The organism is Streptomyces nogalater (genome assembly GCF_039532885.1).
Classification (GTDB): Bacteria; Actinomycetota; Actinomycetes; order Streptomycetales; family Streptomycetaceae; genus Streptomyces; species Streptomyces nogalater.
On the sequence record NZ_BAAASM010000002.1, the window covers coordinates 76,735 to 91,254 of the forward strand.

15 protein-coding genes and 1 tRNA gene are annotated in these 14,520 nt (G+C 68.9%); 12 read left to right on the forward strand and 4 right to left on the reverse strand.

The genetic code is table 11. The features are described 5' to 3' along the window. Positions 1-79: 79 nt before the first annotated feature. Together ABD350_RS02290 and ABD350_RS02295 are read right to left on the reverse strand one after the other, a co-directional pair. Positions 80-676, reverse strand: a complete 597-nt coding sequence (locus tag ABD350_RS02290) for a TetR/AcrR family transcriptional regulator (protein ID WP_344345901.1) — start codon at positions 674-676, stop codon at positions 80-82. A 101-nt stretch (positions 677-777) separates the two neighbouring features. Then, a complete protein-coding gene (locus ABD350_RS02295; protein ID WP_344345903.1) occupies positions 778-2,253 on the reverse strand; it encodes an HNH endonuclease in 1,476 nt (491 codons plus the stop codon). A 573-nt stretch (positions 2,254-2,826) separates the two neighbouring features. On the opposite strand from ABD350_RS02295, the gene ABD350_RS02300 reads away from it, so the two are divergent. From ABD350_RS02300 to ABD350_RS02335, 8 genes are all read left to right on the forward strand, one after another. Continuing rightward, the gene (locus ABD350_RS02300) at positions 2,827-3,036 is read left to right on the forward strand and encodes a hypothetical protein (RefSeq protein ID WP_189418471.1); all 210 of its coding nucleotides are present in this window, start codon (positions 2,827-2,829) and stop codon (positions 3,034-3,036) included. Further along, positions 3,020-3,532, forward strand: a complete 513-nt coding sequence (locus ABD350_RS02305; RefSeq protein WP_344345907.1) for a DUF6879 family protein — start codon at positions 3,020-3,022, stop codon at positions 3,530-3,532. The genes ABD350_RS02300 and ABD350_RS02305 overlap by 17 nt, the downstream gene beginning before the upstream one ends. Then, positions 3,529-4,362, forward strand: coding sequence for a helix-turn-helix domain-containing protein (locus ABD350_RS02310; protein WP_344345909.1), 834 nt, complete (start codon positions 3,529-3,531; stop codon positions 4,360-4,362). The genes ABD350_RS02305 and ABD350_RS02310 overlap by 4 nt, the downstream gene beginning before the upstream one ends. 301 nt (positions 4,363-4,663) lie before the next feature. Next, positions 4,664-4,786 (forward strand): hypothetical protein, encoded by a 123-nt coding sequence (locus ABD350_RS02315; RefSeq protein WP_344345911.1) that lies wholly within the window; start codon positions 4,664-4,666, stop codon positions 4,784-4,786. A gap of 79 nt (positions 4,787-4,865) precedes the next feature. Continuing rightward, on the forward strand, positions 4,866-5,003 hold the full coding sequence (locus ABD350_RS02320) for a hypothetical protein (RefSeq protein ID WP_344345913.1): 138 nt from the start codon (positions 4,866-4,868) through the stop codon (positions 5,001-5,003). A 14-nt stretch (positions 5,004-5,017) separates the two neighbouring features. Further along, the gene (locus ABD350_RS02325) at positions 5,018-6,205 is read left to right on the forward strand and encodes a cupin domain-containing protein (RefSeq protein WP_344345915.1); all 1,188 of its coding nucleotides are present in this window, start codon (positions 5,018-5,020) and stop codon (positions 6,203-6,205) included. Further along, entirely contained in the window at positions 6,202-7,107 is a 906-nt protein-coding gene (locus ABD350_RS02330) for an aldo/keto reductase (RefSeq protein ID WP_344345917.1), read from the forward strand. The genes ABD350_RS02325 and ABD350_RS02330 overlap by 4 nt, the downstream gene beginning before the upstream one ends. Next, on the forward strand, positions 7,088-7,942 hold the full coding sequence (locus tag ABD350_RS02335) for a phosphotransferase (RefSeq protein WP_344345919.1): 855 nt from the start codon (positions 7,088-7,090) through the stop codon (positions 7,940-7,942). Before ABD350_RS02330 ends, ABD350_RS02335 begins: the two co-directional genes overlap by 20 nt. 21 nt (positions 7,943-7,963) lie before the next feature. On the opposite strand, the gene ABD350_RS02340 is transcribed toward ABD350_RS02335, so the two are convergent. Further along, the gene (locus ABD350_RS02340; RefSeq protein WP_344345921.1) at positions 7,964-8,491 is read right to left on the reverse strand and encodes a recombinase family protein; all 528 of its coding nucleotides are present in this window, start codon (positions 8,489-8,491) and stop codon (positions 7,964-7,966) included. On the opposite strand from ABD350_RS02340, the gene ABD350_RS02345 reads away from it, so the two are divergent. Beyond that, positions 8,483-8,812, forward strand: a complete 330-nt coding sequence (locus tag ABD350_RS02345) for a hypothetical protein (RefSeq protein ID WP_344345922.1) — start codon at positions 8,483-8,485, stop codon at positions 8,810-8,812. The two genes, ABD350_RS02340 and ABD350_RS02345, sit on opposite strands and share 9 nt — an antisense overlap. An 89-nt stretch (positions 8,813-8,901) precedes the next feature. Here the strand turns inward: ABD350_RS02345 and ABD350_RS02350 are convergent. Beyond that, positions 8,902-8,989 (reverse strand) — tRNA-Leu (locus ABD350_RS02350). A gap of 341 nt (positions 8,990-9,330) precedes the next feature. On the opposite strand from ABD350_RS02350, the gene ABD350_RS02355 reads away from it, so the two are divergent. The 3 genes from ABD350_RS02355 to ABD350_RS02365 are packed head-to-tail and all read left to right on the forward strand — an operon-like array spanning position 9,331 to position 14,456. Further along, positions 9,331-11,064: a thiamine pyrophosphate-binding protein gene (locus tag ABD350_RS02355; RefSeq protein WP_344345923.1), complete on the forward strand. Its 1,734-nt coding sequence runs from the start codon at positions 9,331-9,333 to the stop codon at positions 11,062-11,064. A gap of 11 nt (positions 11,065-11,075) precedes the next feature. Next, positions 11,076-12,308 carry a formyl-CoA transferase gene (frc, locus tag ABD350_RS02360; protein ID WP_344345924.1) on the forward strand — a complete coding sequence of 411 codons (1,233 nt, stop codon included), beginning with the start codon at positions 11,076-11,078 and terminating at the stop codon, positions 12,306-12,308. Continuing rightward, on the forward strand, positions 12,309-14,456 hold the full coding sequence (locus ABD350_RS02365) for an acetate--CoA ligase family protein (RefSeq protein WP_344345925.1): 2,148 nt from the start codon (positions 12,309-12,311) through the stop codon (positions 14,454-14,456). Positions 14,457-14,520 lie beyond the last annotated feature (64 nt).

The window sequence follows — 14,520 nt, forward strand, 5'->3', positions numbered from 1 at the left end:
CAGCAGCTAGACCGCACGAACCCGCGCCGACAGGACAAACCGATCAGTCGGCCGGTCAGGCGGTCAGGCGGTCAGGCGGTCAGGCGGTCAACGCATCGAGGGCGATCGCGACGATGGCGTCCAGGGCGGCCCGGTCGGCGCCACCCTGGGCCGAGACACGCAGGCCGGCGATGGTGGCGTTGAGGAACCGGGCCAGGTCGCCCGCGTCCCGGGAGGAGGTGATGCTGCCGTCTCGCCGGCCGACCTCGACGACGGCGCGCAGCGCGTCCAGCCGATGGGCGGTGTCACGTTCCAGGATCCCGGCCGCCATGGCGTCCCGGCCGGCGAGTTCGATGGTGGTGTTGACACCGAGACAGCCCAGGCTGCGACCGGTGGGCCGGTCCCGCGCGTCACCGTCGAGCACCATGGCGAACAGGGCGCGGATCCGGTCGGCACCACTGCGCGCCGGATCCTCCAGCACGGCCATCTGGCGCGCGTTCATGGTGGTCGTATAGCGGTGCAGGACGCGCTGGAACAGGGCGTGCTTGCTCTTGAAGGTGTTGTAGATGCTGCTGCGCCCCAGCCCGGTGGCGGCACACAGATCCTCGGTGGAGGTGGCCTCGTACCCCTTCCGCCAGAAGGTCCGCATCGCCGCTTCCAGAGCCTGTTCCTCGTCGAACGTCCTAGGTCGAGCCATGCCCAGAGCCTACGGTTTTGGACTGTGCATTGCAATACACCCGACCGCCACCCACGGCACACGACACCCCCGGCCCCTTCGCTACGACACCCGCGGACAACTCACCGGTAAGACTTCGGCGGAGTCGCCTTCCACGCCCGGTCGAGGGAGTTGTCCCAAGTGCCGTCGCGGTCGTAACTGGCGGCCCGGCAGCCTCGGGACATGGGTGCCGCAGCGGTATGGAGCCACGGGCCGTCCCCGATCCGGGCTATGGCGTGACCGCAGTACCGGCAGTCCGCGTGACTCATCAACTCGTCGGACAGGCGGTCGAGTTGCGCGGTACGGTCCGCCACCTCCTCCTTGAGGCCCCGCAGCACCTCCTCGGCGGTGGAAACCCCCGCCGAATCGATGAGGTCGCGCACGAGTGCCGCTGCCTCGATCGCGATGTCGGCCCGCCGCGCGGCGTCGACCAGGCTCTGCGCGCCACCGCGGTCGGGCGACTTGCGCGCCGTCCGCTCCGCCAACGCGAGCGACGGACGGTCCGACACGGGCAGCCGGTCGTCGCCGGCCTCGTGCTGCGCGGCCCCGTCTCTCAGACGTCTGCGAGCCACTTCGAAGGCCCATGCCTCGGTGGACGCCTTCTTGGCGACGTTGAAGTGAGTGCTGGTCGCCGCGTCCATGACCGTGTGGAACTCTCGCATCAGCGCTCCCCAGTGGTCGCCGCCGGCGAAGTCCTCCGGAGACCAGCCGTAGTGGCGCACGAGTTCGTCACGGACTCGGTCGAAATGGTGCAGACTCTTCCGGACCGGTCCCGATGTGTCGATGCGGAGGCCGACGCGTTCCGCCTTGGCCAGCATCTCCGGCTCCACCCCCTGCCACTTCATATGGCCGTCGCGTTCACAGGCGTAGTCGACCCAGGACCAGAACGCCTCGGCATCCGCGACATCGGGGGCCTCACGGTGGTGGCGTGGGCAGAGGAGGGCGAAGTTGCGCACATCGTTGGAACCGCCCAGCGAATCCGGAACGACATGGGCCCGTTCCACCGGCGCCTGCCAGCAGATCAGGCAGATCGGCTCATCGAGACCGAGGTAGTCGGCGATGGCCCGGAGCGAGGGCCTCGACCGGCGCCGGTCGGGTCGGCTCTCCCGGTTGCGCACGGGCAGTTCGCGGTGGTCGTAGGTGTGTGCGCGGTCGGGGTCTCGTATGTTCAGGACGGCAGGCAGGTCCTCGCGTTGCGGCTCGGGGTTCCTCACCTGGTAGAGCGGTGTACTGATCTCGGTGAGATACGGGCCGAGGATTTCCGGCAGGAACACTTGGATGATCTCCCGGGCGTCGGCGTCGTAGTCACCGGCGGTGTCGCGGTGCCCCTGGACGTCCAGGTAGAGATAGCGAGGGGCGCCGGGACTCGTCGCCGCCGCCTTCTTGAGGATCGAGAAGAGGCGGGTCGCACACTTGGTGAAGTCCTCTTCCACCCGCATGTCGTGATACAGCGCGATGCCCTTGGGCTTCACCGGCCCCTCAGGAGGGACCGTGTTCCCCTTGGCTTCGGGGCGGGCGGAGCGCCGAGCGTTGACCGGCTGCTGTGAGCTGTCGTCCATGGGCGCACAGTAGGCGCCGCCACTGACAACCGGCCGAACACCTCATCGCACTGCTGTCGGCCGGCGAGCGCAGCCCCTTGGACGATGGACTTCGCAGGCGGCGGCGGAGGCCCACCCCCGGCTCTTGGTCACATCACACCGGGGAAACAGAAAGACCCCAGATCAACTGGGGTCTTCCACTGGAGGGGGGACTTGAACTCTCCTCTCGGGCACCAGCCCCCAACCGTTCTGACCTGGGAAAACGCCCGTCGATAGGCTGGATTTCGGCGGGCGTTTCTCCTGTTCTTTCCTGCTGTTTCAGGCCCTCTCGGGCCCCTGTTGGTCATGCGTTGGTCACGTGACCAACCCTCCTCCGAGGCGTCCGTCCCTGGTCAGGCTTCCCGGACGGCGCCACGAGGCTACGCCCAGTCTGCACGGGCGCGTACGCGACCACGTACCGGGGGTGGGCGGGGCGGTCGGAAGCTGTTTATGCAAGGACACGCATAGTCGCGTTCGCGCATAGACGCGTAGCGCCACCCCCTCTACTGTCGTTCGGCAGGTGGCCCAAACGGGGCCAGAGCAAGGGGGTTTGGCATGTCCGAACGTTCGGCACTCACCCGGCTCACGGGCAACGGCAACGGCGAGTGCGGAGAGAAGGACTGCCCGAACGTGTACCGCACGGCTACCGGGTCGTTCGTGGTGCAGGGCGACGTGTCCGACGCCTTCACCCCGCCCTCCGGGGAAGGGCTCGTGGAAATCCCCGAGGCGGTTCTCAGGGAGGCATTCCGTGCACTTGGATGGTGACGCGTGGAATAACTGCTTCGATTCCATGGAGCGTGAGGCGTGGCGGCTGGAAACGCTGCCCGCCTACACCATGCCCCAGGAAGCGGAGAAGCTGAAGCGCTTCCTCGCCGGGGAGAAATCCCCCGACGATTACACGTCGGCATGGATGGACGAGGTTCGGCAATGGGCCTCGGAAGGAAAGAGCGTCGGCAGGGTGCACGTCGTGACCCGCCCGCTCTCGGACTACCTTCGGTTCGAGTTCGAGTATTACTACCGGCATCACGTGAAGGTGGGTGAGGATATCCGCATCCTCGATCTCACCGACCGGGAAAACCCGGGACTTCCGGATCAGGATTTCTGGATGTTCGATGAGTCCAAGGTGGTCCTGATGAACTACCGGGCGGACGGGACGCAGATAAACCGGGAGTTGCACGAGGGCGATCCCGAGCCGTATCGGCAGTGGAAGCGAATTGCTGTTGCCGAGTCGGTTCCATTCCTGGAGTACGTGAGCGGGTGACGTTCGATCCTGAGCAGTTGGGCCAGCCTAAACAGGAACTTGCGGCCCTGCTGAAAGAACTACGCAAGCGAGCCGGCCTCACTGGGGACCGGCTCGCTCGGCGTTGCAACATGTCCCAATCGAAGATCAGCCGGATCGAGAATGGGAAGGTCCAACCGAGTCTGCTGGACCTGGAAAGAATCCTCCGGGCCGTCGTGGCTCCGCCCGAGGTCATCGAGGAGGTCATCGCCCTTGCGCGGCTGGCCAACACCGAATGGCAAGACCTGCGCTCGCTGCGCCGTAGGGGGCTGGAGAAGAAGCAGACTGAACTTGCAGCCCTTGAATCCTCGTCTACGGAATTCCGCTTCTTCTTGCTCTCGATGATTACAGGACTGCTGTCCACCCCTGAGTACATCCGGGCCAGCCTTGCCCATTCCCCGGCCGATGTCACTAAGACGATCGCGAGGAAGCTGGAGCGGCAGGAGGTTCTTTACGACACGAAGAAGCGGTTCACCTTCATCCTGACCGAGCAGGCTGTGAGGTGGCCGCTCCTTCCCCCGGCCGCGATGGCAATGCAGATTGACCGGCTGGCCTCACTTACCCACCTTACGAACGTGAAGCTCGGGGTTATCCCAATCGCGGGATACAAGCCTATGGCGCCCATGGACACCTTCACCGTCTATGACAACGCGCTGGCCACTGTGGAGAACACGACCGGTGTCGTGATTCTGAGAGATCCAAGAGACATCGAAATGCACCTGGAACTGTTCTCCACACTGGAGGGCTATGCACTGTTCGGGGACAAAGCACGAGCCTTGTTGGCGGAGTGGTCTGCTGCTTGCCGTTCATGATCTTTAGTCCGTGACGGGAAAGAACTACACAGCCCCCGCTTTCCAGGTCAATGATTTCCCCCATGGCGGCGACCGAGCGAGACGAAACGAGAAAGCGCAACGGCGGACGTATGACCCTGCGGGTGTCATACGACGGCGGCCGGACGTACGGCCCGGTTCGTGAGGTGCAGGTGGACCCGCGCAACGCAGTGATCTTGGGTTCACCGACCAAGTACCCGCCCTGCGGGTGCCCTCGGTGCACGGGCCGCAGCTCGCCGTCTGTGAGCGATCTCCGCCCTGTCGCGGCGGAGCCGAAGACGGCGTGAGTCGTGCCCTGGGCCGCTGGGTGCTGCGCCACTTCGGCTGGTACGCGGGGCCGCTGTACCTGGCCATGATCCTCGGCGGCTGTGCCGTGGTTCTCGCCGGGGTCCTAGCGATCCGGTAACCGCCGGGCTCGCCGCTGTGCCCCCTTTGCTTCCCGCCTGATCCCGGGCGGGAGTCCCCGAGAAGAGAGAGGTAGTCCGATGGTGGAAGAGAACACCAGTTCCGTGGCCCCCGAGGGGGGTGGCCTGCTCATCGCGAAGCGGAAGATCGTGGCCGCGCGCACTCGTGCCGAGCAGGAGTCGGACGTCAGCGGTGGCCGTTCCGACGGCAACGACTGACGGGAGCGCCCACGTTGCTTGATGCAGCCTCGTGGGCGGGGCGTCTGGGCGGGGACAAGTTCCTCGCCCAGACGTACCACCGCTCCTACGCACACATCCCCGGAGCCGCCGACACGGCGGGCATGTTCTCCTGGGACGACCTGAACCGAATCATCGCCACACAGCGGCTGGAGCCGCCCCGGCTGCGCCTCTCGGTCGACGGCGAGATGGTCCCGCTGCACCGCTACGCCATCCCCACCACGAACCGCCGAGCGGTCACCTGGTCCCGCATCCAACCGTCCGACTTCCACGCCCAGCTCAGGGACGGGGCGTCGCTGGTCCTCGACGCGGTGGAGAAGATCCACCCCGCTGTGGGGGCGGCTGCGGAGGGGCTGGCTCGCTTCCTCGGGACTTCCGTGCAGGCCAACGTGTACGCCTCGTGGACCGAGCGGGAGGGCTTCGGCCGGCACTGGGACGACCACGACGTGGTGGTGGTCCAACTGCATGGCTCGAAGCGGTGGCGCCTGTGGGGGATGACCCGCGAGGCGCCCACCTTCCGAGACGTGGAGTCGCCGGAGGAGCCGGAGGGCGACCCCCTGGCGGACCTCGTTCTGTCCCCGGGTGACGTGCTCTACCTGCCGCGCGGCTGGTGGCACGCGGTCACCGCTGACCAGGGGACGGAATCCCTTCACCTCACCTTCGGCACGGTCACGCACACGGGCGCTGACCTGATGCTCTGGGTCGTGGATCAGCTCCGGGCGTCCCTCGCGCTCCGCAGGGACATCCCACGCTTCGGTCCGCTGGCGGAACAGGCGGACTTCATCGACGCCGTGCGCCGTGAGGTGACCGACATGATGGCGGACCCGCGCCTCGTGGAGCGGTGGGCGGAGTCGATCGACACGACCGACCTGGGCCACGCGATTCCGTCCCTGCCCTACGTACACGGGCTCCCCGCACGAGGGGAGATCACGGTCAAGCTGACCGCTCCGAGGGGCCGCCTGACGGCGAACCCGGCAGAGGGCACAATCACCTTCTCGGCAGCCGGTACCGCGTGGGACTTCGCCGAGTCCGCCGCTCCCGTACTGGGCACGCTGCTGACCAACCAGCCGACCACGCTGGGCGAGATGGCCGACTCCGCCGGACTGGAGGTCAAGGACGTAGCCGAACTGGTCTCCGTCCTCATCGACGGCCACGCCGTCGCAGTCGTGGGGACGGCGCTGTGACCGCCGCGCTCTCTCTGGGGACATACCGCGTGCGTGCTGTCAGTCAGGCGGCACGCACCGCCCTGGCTGCTGGTAGCCCGTGGGTGGACACGGCACCCAACTACGCCCACGGTCGGGCGCATGAGGAGCTGCGCCCGCTTCTCAGGGAGTACGCGACCGTGCGGGTAGCCACGAAGGCGGGGTTCTTCACGGAGGAGCAGGGCCGCACCGCACTGGCTGACGGCGTGCTCGCCTGGGAAGAGGCGGCCGGTAGGCACAGCCTGGGGCGGGGCTTTGTCCGCTGGCAGATGGAGCGCTCGTTGGCCGCGCTCGGGCGCGTGGACCTGGTGTTCGTGCACAACCCGGAGCACGACGGCCAGGGCCTTGACCGTACGGCTCTGCACGGGCGTGTGCGGGAAGCCTTTACGGCGCTGGAGGAGTTCGCCCATGCGGGCAGGATCGGCGGGTACGGCGTCGCCACTTGGTCGGGTCTGACCTCCGGGGCGTTCAGCGTGCCCGAGTTGCTCACTCTCGCCCGGCAGGCGGCGGGTTCCGCCGAGCACCATTTCACGGGCTTGCAGATGCCCGTCAGCCTGATCATGGATGCCCCGATCACACAGGCCCTGAACGGTGGCGGGCCACTGGTGCAGGCGAAGGACGCGGGGCTGATCACGTTCGGCTCCGCGCCCCTGCACGGGGGCGCCCTCCTCGACGCCATGACACCCGAACTGGTGAACCTCATCCGCCCTGGCTTGTCGGCCGCAGCCGCTGCCCTGCTGGCCGCTGGCTCGTGCCCTGGCCTCGATGTCGTCCTGACTTCCGCGAGCACCCGTGAACACTGGGACGATGCGGCGAAGGCTCTGGCTGCGCCTCTGACGGCCCAGAAACTCAGGAGGGTGACGGATGAACTCGCCGGTGAATGAGGAGGTGCAGGCCCTGATGGAGGCCGCTCACGACCGGGCGGCCAAGGCACTGGGTCTCACCTGCACGGGGCCGCTGGCGTGGGGCTTCCTTGGTGTCACCCTCGGACGCCGAGCGGGGGACCGGTGGCTGCGGTTGAGCCGGACGGCGAAGAGGAACGCGGGCAGGAAGCGGGGGGAGGGCATCGTCGGCGCCTCTGAGCTGGTGCCTGACGGCGTCCCTCGTCCCCGCCTGTACGAGGTGCACGACTGGACTGACGGCGAGTGGGCTTTCGAGGCGGAAGTCCTCGACTACGTGACGCAGCCGATCGTGTCCCCGGACCGGGCCGACATCGACCACGATCCGGGGTTGCCTGACGAGTGGTGGGCGGACCTTCGCCAAGCCCTTGCCCTTCTCGCTGAAGCGGAGGGTGTGAAGACGACCGTCCGGGATGGGTGGATCGAACGGGCCTTCCCCCAGTTCCTCGGCATCCCGGCCCCGGGCAAGGTGGAGCGGGTGACCGGTCACGGTGACCTGCACTGGGGCAACCTCACCGTCGCGCCCCTGTGTCTGCTGGACTGGGAGCGGTGGGGCTTGGTGCCGTTCGGCTATGACGCGGGGCTCCTCCACGCCAACAGCCTCCTCGTTCCCGACGTAGCCGCCCGCATCCGCAGGGAGTTCGCGCCGACCCTCGACACCCCGGCCGGCCGAATCGGGGAACTCGCGGCCCTGGCCGAGATGCTGCAAGCCGTAGCCCGTGGCTGGTACCCCGACCTTGCACCCCGGCTCGTTGCCCGCGCGGAGGCGCTCACCGGTGTTCGCCCACCCGTCCCGGTGCGCTCCGAGGTGAGCGCCTGACTGCGCCCCTGTGCGCCTGTCTCAGGCGCTCTCACCGATGTGCCGATACAAGGTGGCCCGGGAGATCCCCAGCGCCTTGGCGATGGCGGTGACGCTCTCTCCCTTGGCGTGCCGGGCACGGGCCACGGCTAGCTTGTCGTCGTCCACCACGGAGGGGCGTCCACCGTGGTTGCCCTTGCGGGCCGCAGTGTCCAGCCCCTCCAACGTCTTCTCCCGGATGCCTTCCCGCTCTACCTCTGCGGCCACGGCCAGGACGGCGAACACGATCGCACCTGCCCCGTTCGGGTCGTACACACCCTGCAAGGGGCCGGAGAGGAGTTCCAGTTGGATGCCGTCCGCTTGCAGGGTGGAGGACAACGTCATGAGTTCTGCCGCGTTGCGGGCAAGACGCTTCATCTCCACCACCGTGAGGATCACCGGTTGGTTCGGGGCGGCTGTCTTGATCTCTCGCGCCAGAGCCAACGCCTTCTCCAGTTCCGGCCGCTCCTTCACGCGGGTACTGATCTTCTCGGAGAGCGGGAACGCCTCGGGGATCTCTGGGTGGACCATGATCTCGTCTTCGCCCGTGACGGCTTCAAGCTGTACCGGGGCGAGGCAGGCGGACCACAGGACCCCGAGAAGGTGTCGGCCCGCTGGCGGACGGCACGCAACCGTCTGCACCTGCCGGAGAACTTCCGGCTGCACGACTGGCGGGCGTCGAAGATCACGAATGATCTCGACAACCACGAGAACCCGGTAGAGGTCTCGGCCAACGCCCGGCACCACTCGCCGGGCTACACCATGGCGCGGTACGGCAGGCGTCGCGCCGAAGGGGCGAAGAAGCTGGCCGCTTCCAGCGCTGCCCGAATCGGCCTGTCATCCCTGGTCTGACCAGGAAGTTCGCTCGGCTGTTGGTCACGTGGTTGGTCACGCCACATCTGGAAAAACAGAAAAACCCCAGGTGAACTGGGGTCTTCCGCTGGTGTCCGAGGGGGGACTTGAACCCCCACGCCCGATAAAGGGCACTAGCACCTCAAGCTAGCGCGTCTGCCATTCCGCCACCCGGACCAGGTGTCTGCCGCCTTGGGGGGTGTTCCCCGCGGCGACATGGACAACAATACCAAGGTTTCGGAGCGCGTTTCACCTGCGTATCCGCCGCCGGGGGGCAGCCGGAAACGCTCTCACCTGCGCGGCCGGCCGTCTCCACACAGTCCGCGAACATCTCGGTACGTCGCGTGACAGGCCGGAATCCCACCGAGCCCCGGTGGCCGAAAGGCGCCCGTACCCCCTGGACAGCGCCCACCGGATGAGGGATAACCAGTCCATACAGTATTCGTCGACTGTATGCAATCCACAGTGCTGTACGCACGCCCTGCACGCACGCCCTCCGACAGGGAGAGGACCTCGCCATGCCCCAGCCCACCGGCGACACCCCCGGCGACACCCCCGACCGCGCCCAGCCCGCCCACCCCGCCCACGACCTGATCTCCGGCGGTCATCTCGTCGCCAAGGCGCTGAAGGCCGAAGGGGTCGACCGCGTCTACACCCTCTGCGGCGGCCACATCATCGACATCTACGACGGCTGCGTGGACGAGGGGATCGAGGTCGTCGACGTACGCCACGAGCAGGTCGCCGCGCACGCCGCCGACGCCTATGCCCGGATCACCGGCAAACCCGGCTGCGCCGTGGTCACCGCCGGCCCCGGCACGACCGACGCCGTCACGGGGGTCGCCAACGCCTTCCGCGCGGAGTCCCCGATGCTGCTCATCGGCGGCCAGGGCGCACTCGGCCAGCACAAGATGGGGTCCCTCCAGGACCTGCCGCACGTCGACATGATGACGCCGATCACCAAGTTCGCGGCGACCGTGCCGGACACCGCCCGCGCCGCGGACATGGTGTCGATGGCCTTCCGCGAGTGCTACCACGGCGCCCCCGGCCCCTCCTTCCTGGAGATCCCCCGGGACGTCCTCGACGCCAAGGTGCCGCGCGAGCGGGCCCGGGTGCCGCGGGCCGGCGCCTACCGGGCCTCCACCCGCTCGGCCGGCGACCCGGAAGCCGTCGAGAAGCTCGCCGACCTGCTGGTGCACGCCCGGAAGCCGGCGATCCTGCTGGGCGGCCAGGTGTGGACGACCCGCGGCACCGAGGCCGCCGTCGAGCTGGTGCGCACCCTGAACATCCCGGCGTACATGAACGGCGCCGGACGCGGCACCCTCCCGCCCGGCGATCCGCACCACTTCCAGCTGACCCGCCGGTACGCCTTCTCGCACGCCGACGTCATCGTGATCGTCGGCACCCCGTTCGACTTCCGCATGGGCTACGGCAGGCGCCTCTCCCCCACCGCCACGGTCGTGCAGATCGACCTGGACTACCGGACCGTCGGCAAGAACCGGGACATCGGCCTCGGCATCGTCGGCGACGCCGGACTGGTCCTGAAGGCCGTCACCCAGGCCGCGTCCGGACGGACCGACGGCGGGGCCGTGCGGCGCAAGGAGTGGCTGGAGGAGCTGCGCGCGGCCGAGCAGGCGGCCGTAGAGAAGCGGCTGCCGCAGCTCAGGTCGGACGCCTCGCCCATCCACCCCTACCGGCTGGTCGGCGAGATCAACGACTTCCTCACCGAGGACTCGGTCTACATCGGCGACGGCGGCGACATCGTCACCTTCTCCGGACAGGTCGTCCAGCCCAAGTCGCCCGGTCACTGGATGGACCCCGGCCCCCTCGGCACCCTCGGCGTCGGCATCCCCTTCGTGCTCGCCGCCAAGCAGGCCCGCCCGGACAAGGAGGTGGTCGCCCTCTTCGGCGACGGCGCCTTCTCGCTGACCGGCTGGGACTTCGAGACGCTGGTCCGCTACGACCTCCCGTTCGTCGGCATCGTCGGCAACAACTCCTCCATGAACCAGATCCGTTACGGCCAGGCCGCCAAGTACGGCAAGGACCGCGAGCGGGTCGGCAACACCCTCGGCGATGTGCCGTACGACAAGTTCGCGCGGATCCTGGGCGGTTACGGCGAGGAGGTCCGCGACCCCGCCGACATCGGCCCCGCCCTGCGCCGGGCCCGCGAGTCCGGGAAGCCGTCACTGATCAACGTCTGGATCGACCCGGACGCGTACGCCCCCGGAACCATGAACCAGACCATGTACAAGTGAGGTGACCGCTCATGTCCGCCAAGGCACTTGAGGGTATCCGCGTCCTCGACATGACCCATGTCCAGTCCGGGCCGTCCGCCACCCAGCTGCTCGCCTGGCTCGGCGCGGACGTCGTCAAGCTGGAGGCGCCGGCCGGTGACATCACCCGCGGGCAGCTGCGGGACCTGCCGGACGTCGACTCCCTGTACTTCACGATGCTCAACTGCAACAAGCGCGGCATCACGCTGAACACCAAGACCGCGCGCGGCAAGGAGATCCTCACCGAGCTGATCCGCCGCTCGGACGTCATGGTCGAGAACTTCGGGCCGGGCGCGGTCGACCGGATGGGGTTCGGCTGGGAACGCGTCCGGGAGATCAACCCGCGGCTCGTGTACGCCTCCATCAAGGGGTTCGGGGACGGCCCGTACACCCGGTTCAAGGCCTACGAGGTCGTCGCGCAGGCCATGGGCGGGGCGATGGCGACCACCGGTTTCGAGGACGGGCCGCCGCTGGCGACGGGGGCCCAGATCGGCGACTCGGGAACCGGGGTGCACGCCGTGGCGGGGATTCTCGCGGCCTTGTTCCAGCGCGAGCGGACCGGGCGCGGGCAGCGGGTCGACGTGGCCATGCAGCACGCCGTGCTCAATCTGTGCCGGGTGAAGCTGCGCGATCAGCAGCGGCTGGCCCACGGGCCGCTCGCCGAGTACCCCAACGAGGACTTCGGCGAGGAGGTCCCCCGCTCGGGGAACGCGTCCGGCGGCGGTCAGCCGGGCTGGGCGGTCAAGTGCGCGCCGGGCGGCCCGAACGACTATGTGTACGTCATCGTCCAGCCCGTCGGCTGGCGGCCGATCACCGGACTCATCGGCCGGCCCGAGCTCGCCGACGACCCCGAGTGGGCCACACCGGAGGCCCGGCTGCCGAAGCTGAACAAGATGTTCCAGCTGATCGAGGAGTGGTCGGCCACGCTGTCCAAGCGGGAGGTGCTGGAGCGGCTGACCGCGCACGACGTCCCGTGCGGGCCGATCCTGTCCACCAAGGAGATCATCGAGGACGCCTCGCTGGCCGCCGACGGCATGGTGGTGCGCGTTCCGCACCCCGAGCGCGGCGAGTTCGTCACCGTCGGCAGCCCGATCAAACTCTCCGACTCCCCCGTGGAGGTGACCGCCTCGCCCCTGCTCGGTGAGCACAACGAGGAGATCTACGCCGGTGAACTGGGGTTCACCGTGGACGAGTTGCGCCTGCTGAAGTCGGACGGGGTGATCTGAGTGGGGGACGGGGACCGGGTGGCACGGGTACGGGCGCTGCTGGAGTCGGTGCGGGCCGCGGGCCGTACCGCGCTGACCGCGCCCGAGGGCAGGGTGGTCGCCGACGCGTACGGGATCGCCGTACCGGGCGAGGAACTGGCCGGGGACGTGGACGAGGCGGTGGCCGCGGCGGCGCGGCTGGGCGGACCGGTGGTGCTGAAGATCGTCTCACCGGACATCCCGCACAAGACCGAGGCCGGCGGGGTCATGGTGGGGGTGGAGGGCGCGGAGCGGGTGCGGGCCGCGTTCCACGAGATCGTCGGCAACGCGCGGGCCTACGACGCCGGGGCCCGTATCGAGGGGGTGCTGGTCCAGGAGTTGCTGCCGGCGGGCCAGGAGGTCATCGTCGGCGCGGTCACCGATCCGGCCTTCGGGAAGGTGGTGGCGTTCGGGCTGGGCGGGGTGCTGGTGGAGGTGCTGAAGGATGTGACGTTCCGCCTCGCGCCGGTCGATGCCGACGAGGCGCTGGGGATGCTCGACTCCATCCGGGCGGCCCAGGTCCTGCGCGGGGTCCGCGGGCGGCCCGGGGTGGACCGGTGGGCGGTGGCCGAGCAGATCCGGCGGGTGTCCCGGCTGGTCGCGGACTTCCCCGAGATCGGCGAGGTGGACCTCAATCCGGTGATCGCCACGGACCGGGGCGCGGTCGCCGCCGACATCCGGATCATCCTCGCCGGGCAACGGCCCGCACCCCGGCGGAGGTACGGCCGCGAGGAGATCCTCGCCTCGATGCACCGGCTGATGCGGCCGCGTTCGGTGGCCGTGATCGGCGCCTCAAACGAGCCCGGAAAGATCGGCAATTCGGTGCTGCGCAACCTTCTCGACGGCGGGTTCGCCGGTGACATCCACCCGGTGCATCCCCGGGCCGACGACATCCTGGGCCGCAAGGCGTACCGGAGCGTCACCGACGTGCCCGGCGAGGTGGACGTGGCCGTCTTCGCCATCCCGGCCCGGTTCGTGGCCGCGGCGCTCGAGGAGGTGGGGCGGAAGGGCATCCCCAACGCCGTGCTCGTCCCGTCCGGGTTCGCGGAGACCGGCGAGCACGCGCTCCAGGCGGAACTGGTGGAGATCGCCGAGCGGTACGGCGTACGTCTGCTCGGCCCGAACATCTACGGCTACTACTCCACCTGGCAGGATTTGTGCGCCACGTTCTGCACGCCGTACGACGTCAAGGGCCCGGTGGCGCTGACCTCGCAGTCCGGTGGCATCGGCATGGCCGTTCTCGGCTTCGCGCGCACCACGAGGACGGGCGTGTCGGCGATCGTCGGGCTCGGCAACAAGGCCGACCTGGACGAGGACGACCTGCTCACCTGGTTCGGCGAGGATCCGCACACCGAGTGCGTGGCCATGCACCTGGAAGACCTCAAGGACGGGCGGGCGTTCGTGGCGGCGGCCCGCGAAGTGGTGCCGAGGAAACCGGTGGTGGTACTGAAGGCGGGCCGTACGGCGGCGGGCGCGCGGGCGGCCGGCTCGCACACCGGGGCGCTCGCGGGCGACGACGCGGTCTACGACGACATCCTCCGGCAGGCCGGGGTGATCCGGGCACCCGGCCTGGAGGACCTGCTGGAGTACGCGCGCGCGTTGCCGGTGCTGCCCGCCCCAAAAGGCGACAACGTCGTCATCATCACCGGCGCGGGCGGCAGCGGGGTGCTGCTGTCGGACGCGGCGGCGGACCACGGGCTGTCGCTGATGGAGATCCCGCCCGACCTCGACGAGGCGTTCCGCCGGTTCATCCCGCCGTTCGGCGCGTCCGGCAACCCGGTCGACATCACCGGGGGCGAGCCGCCGTCGACGTACGAGGCGACGATCCGGCTGGCACTCGGGGACCCGCGCGTGCACGCCCTGGTGCTGGGCTACTGGCACACCATCGTCACCCCGCCGATGGTGTTCGCCGAGCTGACCGCGCGCGTGGTGGCCGAGTTCCGCGAGCGCGGCGTCGAGAAGCCGGTGGTGGCCTCCCTCGCCGGTGACGTGGAGGTCGAGGAGGCCTGCCGGTGCCTGTTCGAGCGGGGCGTCGTGGCGTACCCGTACACGACGGAGAAGCCGGTGGCCGTGCTCGGCGCCAAGTACCGGTGGGCGCGGGCGGCCGGCCTGCTGCGCGGCGGTTCATGAGATGACCGGCCGGCGGTCCCGGATCCGAGGGTGCGTCCCGCCGGCTCCGCCCCCTCTGCTCGCC